Raw genomic sequence first — 14,899 nt, 5'->3', positions numbered from 1 at the left:
CTCCCCCTTTCTTCATTTACATTATAGCACTTGTAAATAGGTTAGGCAAATGATATGATAAAAATTTCAAGTATATTAAACAAGCATATTATATAGGGTCTCATTCCCATTCAGGTTAATATAAGATGGGTCAAACTTCTCCATCCGGTGAATCAATCCCGCATAATCATGTTTATCAGCAAGTGCAATTCCTATTAGTACTGGGCCAGTTCCCTTGCTAGCTCGTTTGATATATTCAAAACGAGTAATATCATCATGTGGTCCTAAGATATCATTTACAAATTCTCGAAGTGCTCCCGGACGTTGTGGAAAATTCACTACAAAGTAATGCTTGATGCCATCATAGATCAAAGCGCGTTCTTCCATCTCTGGCATACGGTTGATGTCATTATTTCCTCCAGAGATGATACAACAAATGGTCTTGCCCTTAATATAATCGGACAATATTTCCAAGGCTGCAACACTAGCAGCACCCGCAGGTTCTGCTACGATTCCTTGTTTAGAATATAGATCAATTAAGGTCTCAGAAATTAAGCCTTCATCTACACCGATAAGGGTTTCTACATTTTTTCGTGTTGCTTCATAAGTCAACTGGCCTACTTTTTGCACGGCAATTCCATCCGCAAATTTATCAATTTCTTTAAGTTTGACCGGTCCCCCAGCTTCAAATGCAGCTTTCATCGAACGGGCTCCATTAGCTTCTACACCGATCACTTCAATTGCTGGATTTGTTTCTTTAATATAAGTAGAAACTCCCGAAATGAGTCCTCCACCTCCTACTGGTACCAAGACGGTATCGAAATCAATGGATTCTTTTCGTGCTTCTTCTAAAATTTCATAGGCTACCGTACCCTGACCTGCTTGAACATAGGGATCATCAAAAGGGTCAATAAAAGTACGATTTTCAGCTGCAGTAAAGTCTTGAGCAGCCTTGGCTGAGGCATCAAAAGTATCCCCTACTAATTTGATAGTAACAAAATCTCCTCCGAAGAAACGAACCTGACCTATTTTCTGTTGAGGTGTTGTAATTGGCATAAAGATTGTTGCAGGAATTTTCATTTCATTGCATGTGTAAGCAACACCTTGAGCGTGGTTTCCCGCTGAAGCACATACCACACCACGTTCACGTTCCTCTTTTGTCAATTGGGAAATAGCGTAATAAGCCCCACGAATTTTAAAAGAGCGGACTCGTTGGGCATTTTCCTTTTTAAGATAAATTTTCGCACCGTATTTTTCGGATAAATAATGATCGTAATCAAGTGGGGTATTGACCACTACACCACTCAGAATCTTGTGGGCTTTCACCACATCTTTTGCTCTTAGCATAAACTCCTCCTCGATGAGTTTTCAATATAAAAAGCGAGTTAGGTTCCCCCCAACTCGCCTTCTGTTTCTGTTCTCAAAAATTAGTTGTAGATTTTGAATGCATCATCGTCGTTTTTACCGACAAATGGCATTGCTTTACGCAATTCTGCACCAACTTTTTCAATTTCAAGATTAGCTGCTTGTTCACGATAGGCAGTCAATTTTGGACGTCCAGATTTGTAGTCATTCACAAAGTCGTTGGCGAATTTACCATTTTGGATGTCCGCAAGAACTGCTTTCATGTTTTCTTTGACTTGTTCAGTGATTACACGTGGACCTGAAACATAGTCACCATATTCAGCAGTGTTTGAAATTGATTGACGCATTTTTTTGAATCCACCCTCGTAGATCAAGTCAACGATCAATTTCATTTCGTGAAGAACTTCAAAGTAAGCCAATTCTGGAGCGTATCCAGCTTCAGTCAAGACTTCGAAACCTGCTTCCATCAAGGCAGTCAAACCACCACAAAGAACGGCTTGTTCACCGAACAAATCTTCTTCTGTTTCTTCTTTAAAGCTTGTTTCAAGAAGTCCAACGCGTGCTGAACCAACACCTTTTGCCCAGCCCATAGCGATATCTTTCGCATTTCCAGTCGCGTCTTGATAAACTGCATAAAGTGCTGGAACACCAAATCCTTCTTCGTAAGTACGACGTACCAAGTGTCCTGGTCCTTTAGGAGCACACATGAAGACATCAACATCTGCAGGAACTTTGATGAATTCAAAGTGAATGTTGAAACCATGTGCAAATCCGACAGCATTCCCAGCTTCCAAGTTTGGAGCCACTTCTTCCGCATAAAGGTCAGCTTGGATTTCATCTGGTGCCAAAATCATGATAACATCTGCCAATTTAGTAGCTTCTGCTACTGTGTAAGTGTCAAATCCATCTTCTTTTGCTTTGTCAAAAGATTTACCTGGACGTACACCAATGATCACATCGTGACCTGAATCACGCAAGTTTTGAGCGTGTGCATGTCCTTGTGAACCATAACCGATAACGGCGATTTTTTTACCGTCAAGTGCCGCTACTTTTACATCTTTTTCGTATTCCATTTGAACTGCCATAGTTATTTCTCTCTTTTCTATTTTTTTGCCTTATAGGCTGTTTTAACAAATTTAGGTTGGATCTTTAATCTCGGGTAAATCCAGTTGCACCCGTTCGAGCAATATTTTTAATACCATATGGTCGAATCACTCGAATTAAGGCTTCACTCTTTTCTGCATTTCCTGTCATCTGAATGGTAATGGAACTTGGAGCTACATCGACTACTGTTGCACGGAAAGGTTGGATAATAGCCAAAATTTCTGCACGTTTTTCAGCAGGCGCTGAAACCTTTATAAGAATTACTTCTCGTTCTAAGTGGGGTTGATCCGTGATATCACGAATGCGAATCACATCAATCTGACGATTAAGTTGTTTGATGATTTGCTCAACCTCATCATGTGAAACAACATCAATGATAATGGTAATTCGTGATACATTAGGATTTTCCGTTGCGCCAACAGAAATGCTTTCGATATTGACTTGACGTCTCGATAAGACTCCTGTGAAGCGATTGAGAACACCTGAACGGTTTTGAAGTTTGGCTGTTAACATTCTACGCATTAAACTTCACCCCCAACATCTCATGATTACTCTTACCAGCTGGTACCATCGGTAAAACATGTTCTTTACGAGAAATGTCTACTTCAATAAACATTGGTACATCTTCCATGATGACTTCCAAATCCTTCTCAAGGGTTTCAGGATTATCAAATTTATAATTCTTAATTCCATAGGCTTGAGCCATCAATTGGAAGTCAGGAAGGCTATCAAAGACTGACTCTGATGTTCGACCATCGTAGAAGGCTTCTTGCCATTGACGAACCATCCCAAGTGAATGGTTATTAAGCATGATGACCTTGATTGGAATCTTGTAGATGTTCAAGATTGCTAATTCCTGATTGGTCATTTGGAAACCACCATCACCGACAAAGAGCACGACCTCCTTATCTGGATTAGCAATTTTTGCTCCAATGGCTGCAGGAACTCCAAATCCCATGGTTCCTAGTCCACCTGAAGTTACGAGTTGACGCTCGTTTTGGTATGGATAGTATTGAGCTGTCCACATTTGGTGTTGTCCGACGTCAGTTACGACAATGGCATCACCCTTAGTCAATTCACCAATTCGTTCAATAACTGCTTGTGGTTGGACGACACGCTCCTTCTTATCATAAGAACGAACACGATTCTTATCTTTGGTAACTTTTTCAATCCATTTTTCAGTATTGTTACGAACGATTGGCTCCGCTAGCAACTGCTGCAAGGCCTTTTTAGCATCTCCGACAACTGGGATATCAACAGCGATAATCTTACCAATCTCTGCTGGATCGATATCAATATGCGCTACTTTGGCATTCTTCGCAAATGTCTTAGGATTACCAGTCAAACGGTCATCAAAACGACAACCAATCGAAATCATGAAATCTGCTTCTGTCATCGCAATGTTAGCTGCAAAGGAACCATGCATCCCGCCCATTCCCAAAAAAAGTGGATGGCTAGTTGTGATTGTTCCTTGTCCCAAAAGACTTGTCACAACTGGAATTTGATAACGCTCTGCAAATTCATTTAACTCTGCTGCAGCCTCAGCATAACTAATACCACCACCAGCCAATAAGACTGGTTTCTTAGCCTTAGAGAGTTGTTTCAGGATTTTCTTGATTTGCATCTCATTAGGCTCTAGAGTTGGTTGATAACTTGGTAAATCTATCTCTGATGTATAGACGAAGTCCGTTTCAAGGGCAGAAACATCTTTCGGTAAGTCAATGACAACTGGTCCTGGGCGACCTGTAGTTGCAATATGTACAGCCTCTGTAATCACACGTGGAATATCAGCTGTCTCACGAACCTGATAGTTGTACTTGGTAATTGGCATGGTAATACCAACAATATCTGCTTCTTGGAAAGCATCTTTCCCAATTCCAGCACGTGCTACTTGGCCGGTAAAGACTAAAAGGGGAACACTATCGCTCATAGCATCAGCGATCCCTGTAATGGCATTTGTAGCTCCTGGTCCGCTTGTGACGACTGCAACACCCAGTTTTCCTGTTGACTTAGCATAGCCTTCAGCTTCGTGAAGACAGCCCTGCTCATGGCGACCTAGAATATGGCGGATTCCCTTAAAATTATAAATAGCATCATACAAAGGAAGTACCGCTCCACCAGGATAACCAAAAATCGTATCAATTCCTAAGTCACGTAGTGTTTCCAAAACAAGATCAGATCCCGTCTTAGGTGAGTCTAAAATGATTTTCTCCATCGTTCCCCTTTCTCTTCTCAATAAAATGACTTGTTTCTATAATACCATTTTTTCAAAAATTTTCAAGACAAAAGAAACAATTTTCTGAATTTTCTATCTAGATACTTTACAATATCAAATAAATTAGAAAGTTTATACGTATTTATATTTTTTGAATAGAAAAAAGGTTGAGACAAACTGTCTTCAACCTTTTATAAGTATTATCATAAAGTAAAAACTATTTTAAACTACTATTTACCCATTCAATAAAATTACTTGTCGAATCACCAGAAACTTCTGCCTCTGTGTGTTGTTGCCCCCAAACAGTTGCAAAATCTACATTTTTGATGCCGAAATTCTGTAAAGCAAGTGAAAGATTTAGCTCTGTAGCCAAGGCTGTATCTTCTTGGCTAAGACCTGAACGAATTCGCCAATATTTTGCTACATTAGAAGTTTGATAACCATCATATTATCGCTAAATGGGAAGCTTTTCCTTAAAGGAAATCACTCTATTCGGTAAACTTAGGAGAGAGAAAGCCAGCAGTATGAGGAAAGAATTTCATTTGATATGAGGCTTGGAGCTGTTAGGCTGGCGAGCTAAGGCTAAGACTAGCCTTGGTTTAGCTAACAAAACAGCTTCAAGGGTTCCTCGTGTCAAATGAAATGAAAATAATTGCCCTCAATATCACCATTTTTTTGGGACATAATCACTTTCGATTGACAGGAAAAGTTAACTTCAATGATTATCTAACGATTTGACGTTTTATGACTAGCCATAGCAATAAAGCCCAATTTCTGTTTATTCTTAGCAAACATTTTATACATCGTTAAAAACTGCTTTCTATTCTCCTTTTTACAAGCATTTACACAAATTTTCAAAGTTCCTAGCCAACCTTCGTCATAAATCATACCTGATAATTTCATTAATGTCATTTCACCAGTCAATACTTTCACATCATGATAACCTGATTCTATCATCACCTGTTCCCAACCTTCTTGAGTTAAAGGACCTACATTTACATGAATTGCTTGTGACAATTCCTGTCTGACAGACTCTTTAGCTTCCTTAAGAAGCACATCATGTGTCAAAAGAAGACCTTCAGGTTTTAAAACCCTTAGATACTCCATTACACATTTTTTCTTAGCTTGATCGGCTTGCATAGTCAGCATAGCTTCATTTATAACAATATCAAAACTAGCATCTTCATAAGGAAGTTTCATTGCATTAGCTCTTTCAAACCTGATTAGATGCCCAACACCTGCCGTTTCAGCAGATTTTTTAGCCACTTCTAAAGCTTGAGCATCCATATCAACAGCAGTTATCTTACAACCAAAACGCTGTGCCAACTCAATTGCTGTAGTTCCCCTATTACACGCAACCTCTAATATTCTCTTTTCTTTTGAAAATTTTCCTTCCGCAATTAACCAATCTGTGGCACGTTTTCCACCTGGACGCAAGCGTTTTTTCCCCAATTTTGCTAAAAACTTATGACCTGCTTCTGACATTTGAACACCTCTGTTTTTTTCTTCATTATAACATAAAATGATATTGTCTGACAATTCTAATCTATTGTTTGATAAACTAGAATCAAAAGCATACAAGCCACCATGAGTATAGCATAAATTTATTATTACCTCTATAGCTCGAATTCAACTCCTCGAATCATATACACATTCAGGTTACGACTATTTTTATACTTTGGAATTGCTCTCATCTTCATCCGATCTACTAACCTCCACCTTTCTATTCGTAGAGCTACGATTTCTCTATCCCTTCCTCTGCCTATTCTTATTTTAAGCGTCAGACTTGAGATTCGCTAACAGGTTCACTAGTAAATGGTACCCACAAATAATACTCAATGGAAATCAAAGAGCAAACTAGGATGTTAGCTGGATACTGTACTTGAGTACGGCAAGACAAAGCTAACGTGGTTTTGAAGAGTATTACAAATCCAGATGAACGACATGCCCATCGTACCCAAAAAAAACGAGCACTTTCGTACTCGTTCTCTCTGTATAAACTACTTATTAAAGTGAGTTAACGTCAACCTTGATACCAACACCTTGAGTAGTTGTGATTGTCAAGCTTGTTACGTAAGTTCCTTTAGCTGTAGCTGGTTTAGCTTTTTGGATTGTTTCGTTGAATGCTTTGAAGTTTTCAACCAACTTGTCAGCTTCAAATGAAACTTTACCGATGATAGCTTGTACGATACCTGCACGGTCAGCACGGTAAGTGATCTTACCACCTTTAGACTCTTCAACTGCTTTAGCAACATCCATTGTTACAGTACCAGTTTTAGGGTTTGGCATCAAGTTACGTGGTCCAAGGACACGTCCAAGACGTCCAACAAGAGCCATCATGTCAGGTGTAGCGATAACTACGTCGAAGTCCAACCAACCGTCGTTGATTTTCGCAACAAGGTCGTCTTCACCAACGAAGTCTGCACCAGCAGCTTTTGCTTCTTCAGCTTTTGCACCACGTGCAAATACAAGAACGCGAGCTGTTTTACCAGTACCGTTTGGCAATACCATTGCTCCACGGATTTGTTGATCAGCTTTTTTCACGTCGATATTCAAGTTGTAAGCAACTTCTACAGTTGCGTCAAATTTTGCAAAGTTAGTTTCTTTTGCAAGAGCTACAGCTTCTTCTACGCTGTATGCTTTTGTGCTGTCGATTTTCTCAAGAGCAGCACGAAGTTGTTTGCTTTTTTTAGCCATTTTCTATTCTCCTTGTAAGTGGTTCAATCGATTTTCATCTCCCACGTCACTTCTCGAAATGATGAAGTCTTGCGGGTTATCTTGGGATGTTATTGATTAGTCAACAACGTTGAATCCCATAGAACGAGCAGTACCTTCGATCATACGCATTGCAGACTCAAGGTTTGCAGCGTTCAAATCTGGCATCTTAGTTTCAGCAATTTCTTGTACTTGCGCACGAGTAACTGAAGCAACTTTTGTTTTGTTAGGTGTACCTGATCCTTTTTCAACACCTGCAGCTTTTTTCAAAAGAACAGCAGCTGGTGGTGTTTTAGTGATGAAAGTAAATGATTTATCTTCGTAAACTGAGATAACGACTGGAATGATCATACCAGCTTGATCAGCTGTACGAGCGTTGAACTCTTTTGTGAATCCCATGATGTTGATACCAGCTTGACCAAGAGCAGGTCCAACCGGTGGAGCTGGTGTAGCTTTACCAGCAGGGATTTGCAATTTTACAAGTTTTTCGACTTTTTTAGCCATTTTTAAATCCTCCTTTGTGGTTTTGGCGGTAATATAAGATTTTTACCTCCCACAAGTATGCTTTACACATACCCATCTATTATACACTATTTTAAAAAAAATGCAAGAGAAAAATTCTATTTTTCGAGAAATTTTATAACTGAATTCGACTATCATTTCTTTCGTGAAAGAGCTCTTAACTACAAACAAAAAACCGCTCTATTTTGAGCGATTATTGGAATACCTAGCATTCAATTTTTATACACTGACACCATCTACAAGTTCAACCGATTCTACACCCTGATTCCAAGTCAAAGCTACATCACGATGATCCGTTAAAAAATAAGGAACCAAGCGTAAAGAACTATCTATTTGAATGACTTGTTTCATTTTAACTTCTTTTTTAATAAGAGAGTCGCTGCTTGATTAAAACCATCACACCAGTTGTACCATTTTGCTTCATATTCATCTTGTGGTAAGATACGATTTTTTAAATCCAGAATAGAGTATATCTTTCTTTTCTCACAAGCTTGCGCATAGAGATGATATAGTTCATCACCTCCATCTCTATCAAACTCAGCAGAAATCGTATCCTGACCTGCCAATAAAGCCTGATAAGCCCTATGATGTCCGTCTGTAATCAACAAACAATCTCCAAACGCAAGAATGCTAATTGGATCAACATTGTTTAGTTCTACCGACTGATAAAGCATCTGAATATCTTGCAACTTCTTTTCTGATAAGTATAGTTGAGTTGGATGAAGATCTGTTATATTGACTTTCATTTCTTTCTCCTCAAGGGAATTTGATCCTCACTTCTGCTTACCTGTAAAGCGCCATTGAAAACGAAGTTTGTCATAGAATGGAAACTCCATAAATAAAACTCCTAGACCTACACAAAGGCTGGCAAGAACATCTGATGGATAGTGAACTCCCAGATAGATTCTTGATACCAATACACTGACTAAGTAGATACCGAGTCCAATTTGCACAACTTTTCTCCAAGTTGAATTCATAATCCTTTGGCTAAAAATCACAATCAAAGTTCCTACCATGATTGTAACTGCCAGAGAATGTCCACTAGGGAAAGAAAAACCTTTTTCCTCTACCAGGTGTAGAATTTCTGGGCGCGGTCGTTGATAAATATTCTTAAAAGTTACGATTAAGATTCCAGCTAAAGCTAGATTCCCCAGCATGAGATAACTTTCCATCTTCCATTGTTTCCGATAAAAAATCAAGGCTACAATTAAAACCCAGGTAACAATGACTGGGATATCAATTAAGTGCGTGATGATCCGAAAAAGAAACGTTAAGGCATCAGGTAAATCTCCTCTAATGGCTGTCTGAATTGGTTGATCAAAACCGGCCAGCATCTCTGGGTAAAATTTAACAATATAACCCAGAATTACAAATAGTAAAAGGGCAAAAGAGCCCTTCATCAAATATGTTTGTTTATTTTTCATAGTGTTTCAAAGTTGGTTTTAAAAAGACATAAATCAACCAAAATGCAAGAGCAAAGATAATGCCTTCGATTAGATTAAAAGGCAAAACCATAGTCAGTAGATAGTTGCTTAGTCCTAGTATTTTTTCAATATCAAAGTTAGCAAACTTAGCGTACAAAGGAACAGCATAAACATAGTTTAAAACTAGCATAGCTAAAGTCAAACCAAGCGTACCAGCTAGTGAAGCTAGGACAAAACGCATGGTTGTTCGATCTTTTTTCCAAATCAGACCAAAAGCAAGTACAAAAACTCCTAAGGCAACAATATTCATCGGTAAACCAATATAGGTACTAACCCCTTGATTGTTGAGAAGGATTTTCAACAAGGACCGAAGGAAAAGCACTCCAAAAGCTGCTGGTAAATCCAAGACTACCAAGCCCACAAGGACCGGTAAAATACTGAACTCAATCCTCAAAAAGGATGCCGCTGGCAAAAGCGGAAAGTCAAAGTACATCAGCACAAATGAAAGTGCTGATAGAATTGCAATGGTCGAAAGTCGACGTGTGTTTGTCATAACAGGTTCCTCCAATTTTCTATAAAATCAGAAGAAGTTGGAAAGGATTCCTCTATCTACCCTCTATTTTTATATTCCAAAAGTTTCCCCTCACTCTGTTTAAGCAAGCGGTTGCAATTTACCTATAAAAAATCAATTAGAATAGACAAAGCCATTCTTTCGTCTTCTCCCATCCAGACTATACTGTCGGTTGTGGAATCTCACCACATCAGCTTGCGCTCGCGGACTTATTTGGCTAAGATATTTTAGATTTATCTAGGCGTCGTAGTCGAAGATAATACTTAAAGTATATCGAGACAAGACAACGACGAGAAAGCTAAAATAGCTAGTCAAATTTACCGCCGGTCGGGAATTTCACCCTGCCCTGAAGACCCCTTTATGATAACAAAAAAAGCTTGCAAGCGCAAGCATTTTATCTAAGTGTTTATTTCAACTTATCTGTTTCGTAAGTGTGAACCAGTTCGAGGCCCGCAAAGTTTTGTTGACGAAGTGCCTCATAAACAATCATACAAACTGTATTTGAAACATTGAGACTACGAACATGCTCATCATTCATGGGAATGCGGAGAGCTTTTTCTGGATGCTCACGCATAAATTCCTCAGGCAAGCCCTTATCTTCTCTCCCAAAAAGAAAATAATGATCTCCTTCTGTCGTGAAATCTGCATCTGAATAGACTTTTTCTGCAAACTTGGAAATCAAGTAGAGCTGACCATCCATTTTTTCCATAAAATCAGCCAAACTATCATAAAAATGAATCTCAAGCTTGTCCCAATAATCTAGACCTGCTCGCTTCATCTTACGGTCATCGATAGGAAAGCCCATCGGTTTAATAATATGAAGGGGCGCATTCGTTGCTGCGCAGGTACGAGCAATATTACCCGTATTTTGTGGAATTTGGGGTTCAAATAATACAATGTGATTTGCCATGCCTTGATTCCTCTCACTAGTGCAAAAAAATAGCCACACTGCCCGGAGTCTAGCTCAGCAAACAGCGTGGTTAAGGCATCGTTAACTTACCTCACAACAGGTTTGAAGTAAATCAGCGAAACTACTGTTTTAGTATATCACTTTCAGCTTGATTGTCAATAGAAATGACTTGTTTTTTTCAATTTTTTTACAAACATATTTACATTAGTTAAAAATGTTTCTGTATTCATTAGAATTAGACGAAAATAGCTGATTTATATCTTAAATTTTGAACAAGGAAGATTATCAATAGGACAATTTCCCACCCTAATAATGAAAAGAGTCGGTTGCCGAGTGCATTTTATTCTAAAAAAGAGTATGATAGATATATATTGAAAAAGTAGGTTATATAACATGAAGATTATTCTTGTCGGAGGGGGGAAAGTTGGTTCTGCCCTTTGTCGTTCACTTGTCGCTGACAATCATGATGTTGTCTTAATTGAACAGAACGAAACCGTTCTTAATTACATGACAAGCCGTTTTGATATTATTGGAATTGCAGGTAATGGGGCTGACTTTGCCATGCTAGAAGCTGCCAATGTTCAAGACTGCGATATTTTCATCGCTATGACTCAATATGACGAGGTCAATATGGTCTCTGCTGTCTTAGCTAAAAAGATGGGGGCTAAAGAAACCATCGTCCGTGTCCGCAATCCTGAGTATTCCAACCCTTACTTTAAAGAAAAAAATATTCTCGGATTTTCTCTCATTGTCAATCCAGAACTCCTAGCGGCTCGTGCTATTGCTAACATCATCGACTTCCCAAATGCTCTTTCTGTTGAGCGTTTTGCAGGTGGCTTGGTTAGTTTGATGGAATTTGTTGTCCATAAGGATAGCAATATCTGTCAGATGTCTATCGCAGACTTCCGGAAAAAGTTTGGCAATGTGATTGTCTGTGCTATTGAGCGCGATCATAAACTGATGATCCCTAGTGGCGACCTTATTTTAGAAGATAAAGACCGTATCTTTGTAACAGGTCATCGTGTCGATATGATGCTTTTTCATAACTATGTCAAATCTCGTGTAGTTAAGAGTTTACTCATTATCGGTGCCGGCAAAATCGCCTACTACCTTGTTGGTATTTTGAAAGATAGCCGTATTGATACCAAGGTCATTGAACTCAATCCAGATCGCGCAGCATTTTTCAGTCAAAAATATCCAAAACTCTACATTGTACAAGGGGATGGGACTGCAAAAGATATTCTCCTAGAAGAAAGTGCCCAACACTACGATGCTGTCGCAACCCTTACTGGAGTTGACGAAGAAAACATTATTACATCTATGTTCTTGGATAGTGTTGGTGTTCAGAAAAACATCACTAAGGTCAATCGAACTAGTCTCCTAGAAATTATCCATGCACCTGAGTTTTCTAGTATCATCACACCAAAAACTATCGCTGTTGATACGATTATGCACTTTATCCATGGTCGTGCCAATGCCCAATATTCAGACCTTCAAGCCATGCACCACCTAGCAAATGGACAGGTTGAAACTCTTCAATTCCTTATCAAGGAAGCTAACAAGATGACTGGTAAACCTTTGTCTCAATTGAAACTCAAAAAAGATATTTTAATTGCTGCTATTATCCGCAATGGAAAAACAATCTTCCCAACTGGTGAAGATAGCCTTCAAGTCGGTGATAAGTTAGTTGTCATCACACTACTATCAAATATCACCAAGATCTATGATCTGTTAGAGAGGTAAGCTATGAATAGAAGTATGGTACGATTTCTTCTTGCAAAGCTACTCTTGATCGAGGCTGGTCTACTCTTAGTTCCAGTTAGCATTGCTCTTTATTATCGAGAATCGAGTCAAGTTTTTACAGCTCTTTTCTCTACCATCGGAATCCTTGTTGTTCTAGGTCTTCTGGGAATTATCAGTAAGCCTAAAAAACAGCGAATCTATGCAAAAGAAGGGATCTTAATTGTAGCTCTCTGTTGGATTCTCTGGTCATTCTTTGGTGCCCTTCCCTTTGTCTTTTCAGGACAAATTCCCAATATGATAGACGCCTTCTTTGAGATTAGTTCTGGCTTCACAACAACGGGAGCAACCATTTTAAATGATGTTTCTGTCTTAAGCCGTTCCCTTCTATTTTGGAGGAGTTTTACTCACCTTATCGGAGGGATGGGGGTGCTGGTTTTTGCTCTAGCTATTATGGACAATGCTAAAAATAGTCACCTAGAAGTTATGAAGGCTGAGGTTCCAGGACCAGTATTTGGCAAGGTTGTATCTAAGCTAAAAAATACAGCTCAAATCCTTTATATCCTATATCTCGCTATGTTCGCCCTCTTTGTGGTTATTTATTACCTTGCTGGGATGCCACTCTACGATAGTTTTGTCATCGCTATGGGTACTGCTGGTACAGGTGGCTTTACTGTTTATAATGATGGAATTGCCCACTATCACAGTTCTCTCATTACCTATCTGACAAGTATCGGGGTTTTGATGTTTGGTGTCAATTTCAACCTCTACTACTACCTCATGCTCCGTCGTATCAAGGAATTCTTTTTTGATGAAGAACTCCGAGCATATCTCTTGATTGTAGCCATATCAACTGGCTTAATCACGCTAAACACACTCCACCTCTATAGCGGAGTTTCTCAAAGCTTTGAGATGGCCTTCTTCCAAGTATCCAACATCATCACCACTACCGGTTTTGGATATGGAGATATCACGAACTGGCCTTTGTTTTCTCAATACATTTTGCTAATGTTGATGGCAATCGGTGGTTCTGCTGGCTCCACTGCAGGTGGTCTCAAGGTTATTCGCGGAGTCATCCTTTCTAAGATTGCTAAAAATCAAGTCTTGTCTACCATATCACCTCACCGTGTGTTAACCCTTCAGGTTAATCAAACGGTTATTGATAAGGATACCCAACACAAGATTCTGAAGTACTTTGTGGTTTATATCATGATTCTACTCAGTTTGATTTTCATCGTCAGTTTAGATACCAATAATTTAATGGTTGTCACGAGTGCTGTTTTCAGTTGTTTTAACAATATCGGTCCTATTTTAGGAACAACTGCAAGTTTCTCAATTTTTAGCCCATTTTCAAAACTTCTGCTATCATTTGCAATGATTGCAGGACGTCTTGAAATCTATCCAATCATACTGCTCTTTATGAAGCGCACTTGGTCTAAACGTTAGATCACCTATCTCCTCTCTTCAAGGAACCCTTGAAGGGGGATTTTTTAGTTTCAAAAGACAAGACAGCCCTAAAAATCGACAATTGGGAATTTAAGGACTTTTCTCTCCTATCTTTTAGCTATAATAAGAAAAAAATATAGGGGATACTTTATGGAAAAAGTCATAAAATCAATTCGACTACTCTTGTTCTTTGCCTTAATCCAACTGGCACTTTGTAGTTGTATCTTTTGGTCTGGAACCTCTCTGGCCCTCAAACAATCCTGTTTTTATTTTCTACTGGCTTTATTGGGCTTATCTGGGTCTTGTGCCTTTATGCATTATTTATCTAGTCACAACCTGAAAAGAGATAGACTGATTGATAGGAGTCGCTTTATCTTTTTATTTTATAGTATGATGATTGTGGTCAATCTCTGTGGAGTTGGGCTGGTTCTATCAGAGACTATCGTTACTGTCAACTTACTTCAAAAAGAAGCCGTGGAACTCATCCTCCCTTCCTTCTTTTTTCTCTTTGGAGTTGATCTCGTCACCTTTCTCCCCTTGAAAAAATGGAAAAGACTGCAAAAGAATGCCAGTAGTAAGGAAGTGAGATTTTCCATCATCATCATTTCCATTTTAATCTTCCTACGTAATCCAATCACCATTTTATCGATTGCTTTTTATATTGGTCTTGGTGCTCTATTTCTCAGTTTTTTATTCCCCAAAAATTTGAGACAGGAGGTATCATTCTACAGTCATTTGATTCGGGATATTCTATTTGTCGTCTGTACGTTCCTCTTATGGTAACAAATAGAATCCTTGCAATAATTATGGTATAATTAATAAAAATTTTTTAGGCCCTGTTGTAAAATGAAGTGCAACACAAAAGACATGTTCATCTGATATACTAGAGTTGCAAAAAACAGTATAGA

16 protein-coding genes and 1 riboswitch are annotated in these 14,899 nt (G+C 38.8%); of the genes, 3 read left to right on the top strand and 13 right to left on the bottom strand.

The window, feature by feature from the left end; translation table 11 throughout:
* Nucleotides 1-75: 75 nt before the first annotated feature.
* From ilvA to K1I67_RS07565, 13 genes are all read right to left on the bottom strand, one after another.
* Nucleotides 76-1,326, bottom strand: a complete 1,251-nt coding sequence (ilvA, locus tag K1I67_RS07625) for a threonine ammonia-lyase IlvA (protein ID WP_223339483.1) — start codon at nt 1,324-1,326, stop codon at nt 76-78.
* Between the two features lie 80 nt (nt 1,327-1,406).
* Nucleotides 1,407-2,429, bottom strand: coding sequence for a ketol-acid reductoisomerase (gene ilvC, locus K1I67_RS07620; protein ID WP_223339482.1), 1,023 nt, complete (start codon nt 2,427-2,429; stop codon nt 1,407-1,409).
* Nucleotides 2,430-2,493: 64 nt separating this feature from the next.
* A complete protein-coding gene (gene ilvN / locus K1I67_RS07615) occupies nt 2,494-2,970 on the bottom strand; it encodes an acetolactate synthase small subunit (protein ID WP_223339481.1) in 477 nt (158 codons plus the stop codon).
* A complete protein-coding gene (locus tag K1I67_RS07610) occupies nt 2,963-4,663 on the bottom strand; it encodes an acetolactate synthase large subunit (protein WP_223339480.1) in 1,701 nt (566 codons plus the stop codon). The genes ilvN and K1I67_RS07610 overlap by 8 nt, the downstream gene beginning before the upstream one ends.
* A gap of 217 nt (nt 4,664-4,880) precedes the next feature.
* Entirely contained in the window at nt 4,881-5,036 is a 156-nt protein-coding gene (locus tag K1I67_RS07605) for a hypothetical protein (protein WP_223339479.1), read from the bottom strand.
* A gap of 353 nt (nt 5,037-5,389) precedes the next feature.
* On the bottom strand, nt 5,390-6,148 hold the full coding sequence (locus K1I67_RS07600) for a class I SAM-dependent methyltransferase (RefSeq protein ID WP_223339478.1): 759 nt from the start codon (nt 6,146-6,148) through the stop codon (nt 5,390-5,392).
* Nucleotides 6,149-6,670: 522 nt separating this feature from the next.
* Nucleotides 6,671-7,360 (bottom strand): 50S ribosomal protein L1, encoded by a 690-nt coding sequence (gene rplA / locus K1I67_RS07595; RefSeq protein ID WP_001085672.1) that lies wholly within the window; start codon nt 7,358-7,360, stop codon nt 6,671-6,673.
* Between the two features lie 96 nt (nt 7,361-7,456).
* Nucleotides 7,457-7,882: a 50S ribosomal protein L11 gene (rplK, locus tag K1I67_RS07590; protein WP_001085804.1), complete on the bottom strand. Its 426-nt coding sequence runs from the start codon at nt 7,880-7,882 to the stop codon at nt 7,457-7,459.
* Nucleotides 7,883-8,119: 237 nt separating this feature from the next.
* Nucleotides 8,120-8,251, bottom strand: coding sequence for a hypothetical protein (locus K1I67_RS07585; RefSeq protein ID WP_317628368.1), 132 nt, complete (start codon nt 8,249-8,251; stop codon nt 8,120-8,122).
* Complete coding sequence (locus K1I67_RS07580; RefSeq protein WP_223339477.1) at nt 8,248-8,646, bottom strand: chromosome partitioning protein ParB; 399 nt, start codon at nt 8,644-8,646, stop codon at nt 8,248-8,250. Before K1I67_RS07580 ends, K1I67_RS07585 begins: the two co-directional genes overlap by 4 nt.
* A gap of 27 nt (nt 8,647-8,673) precedes the next feature.
* A complete protein-coding gene (locus tag K1I67_RS07575; RefSeq protein ID WP_223339476.1) occupies nt 8,674-9,324 on the bottom strand; it encodes a phosphatase PAP2 family protein in 651 nt (216 codons plus the stop codon).
* Nucleotides 9,314-9,877, bottom strand: a complete 564-nt coding sequence (locus K1I67_RS07570; protein ID WP_223339475.1) for an ECF transporter S component — start codon at nt 9,875-9,877, stop codon at nt 9,314-9,316. Before K1I67_RS07570 ends, K1I67_RS07575 begins: the two co-directional genes overlap by 11 nt.
* Nucleotides 9,878-10,034: 157 nt before the next feature.
* A riboswitch (FMN riboswitch) is annotated at nt 10,035-10,253 on the bottom strand.
* 48 nt (nt 10,254-10,301) lie between these two features.
* A complete protein-coding gene (locus K1I67_RS07565) occupies nt 10,302-10,805 on the bottom strand; it encodes a tRNA (cytidine(34)-2'-O)-methyltransferase (protein ID WP_045763706.1) in 504 nt (167 codons plus the stop codon).
* Nucleotides 10,806-11,198: 393 nt separating this feature from the next.
* Here K1I67_RS07565 and trkA point away from each other — a divergent pair, with 393 nt between their 5' ends.
* From trkA to K1I67_RS07550, 3 genes are all read left to right on the top strand, one after another.
* Nucleotides 11,199-12,548, top strand: a complete 1,350-nt coding sequence (trkA, locus tag K1I67_RS07560; RefSeq protein WP_223339474.1) for a Trk system potassium transporter TrkA — start codon at nt 11,199-11,201, stop codon at nt 12,546-12,548.
* A 3-nt stretch (nt 12,549-12,551) separates the two neighbouring features.
* The gene (locus tag K1I67_RS07555; RefSeq protein ID WP_223339473.1) at nt 12,552-13,991 is read left to right on the top strand and encodes a TrkH family potassium uptake protein; all 1,440 of its coding nucleotides are present in this window, start codon (nt 12,552-12,554) and stop codon (nt 13,989-13,991) included.
* Between the two features lie 150 nt (nt 13,992-14,141).
* Nucleotides 14,142-14,774: a hypothetical protein gene (locus K1I67_RS07550; protein ID WP_223339472.1), complete on the top strand. Its 633-nt coding sequence runs from the start codon at nt 14,142-14,144 to the stop codon at nt 14,772-14,774.
* The last annotated feature ends 125 nt before the right edge of the window (nt 14,775-14,899 follow it).

The sequence above is a fragment of the Streptococcus infantis genome (genome assembly GCF_019929575.1).
GTDB classification, from domain to species: Bacteria; Bacillota; Bacilli; order Lactobacillales; family Streptococcaceae; genus Streptococcus; species Streptococcus infantis_L.
Note: the sequence above shows the minus strand (reverse complement) of the source record. Positions and strands in the feature narration are given on the sequence as shown.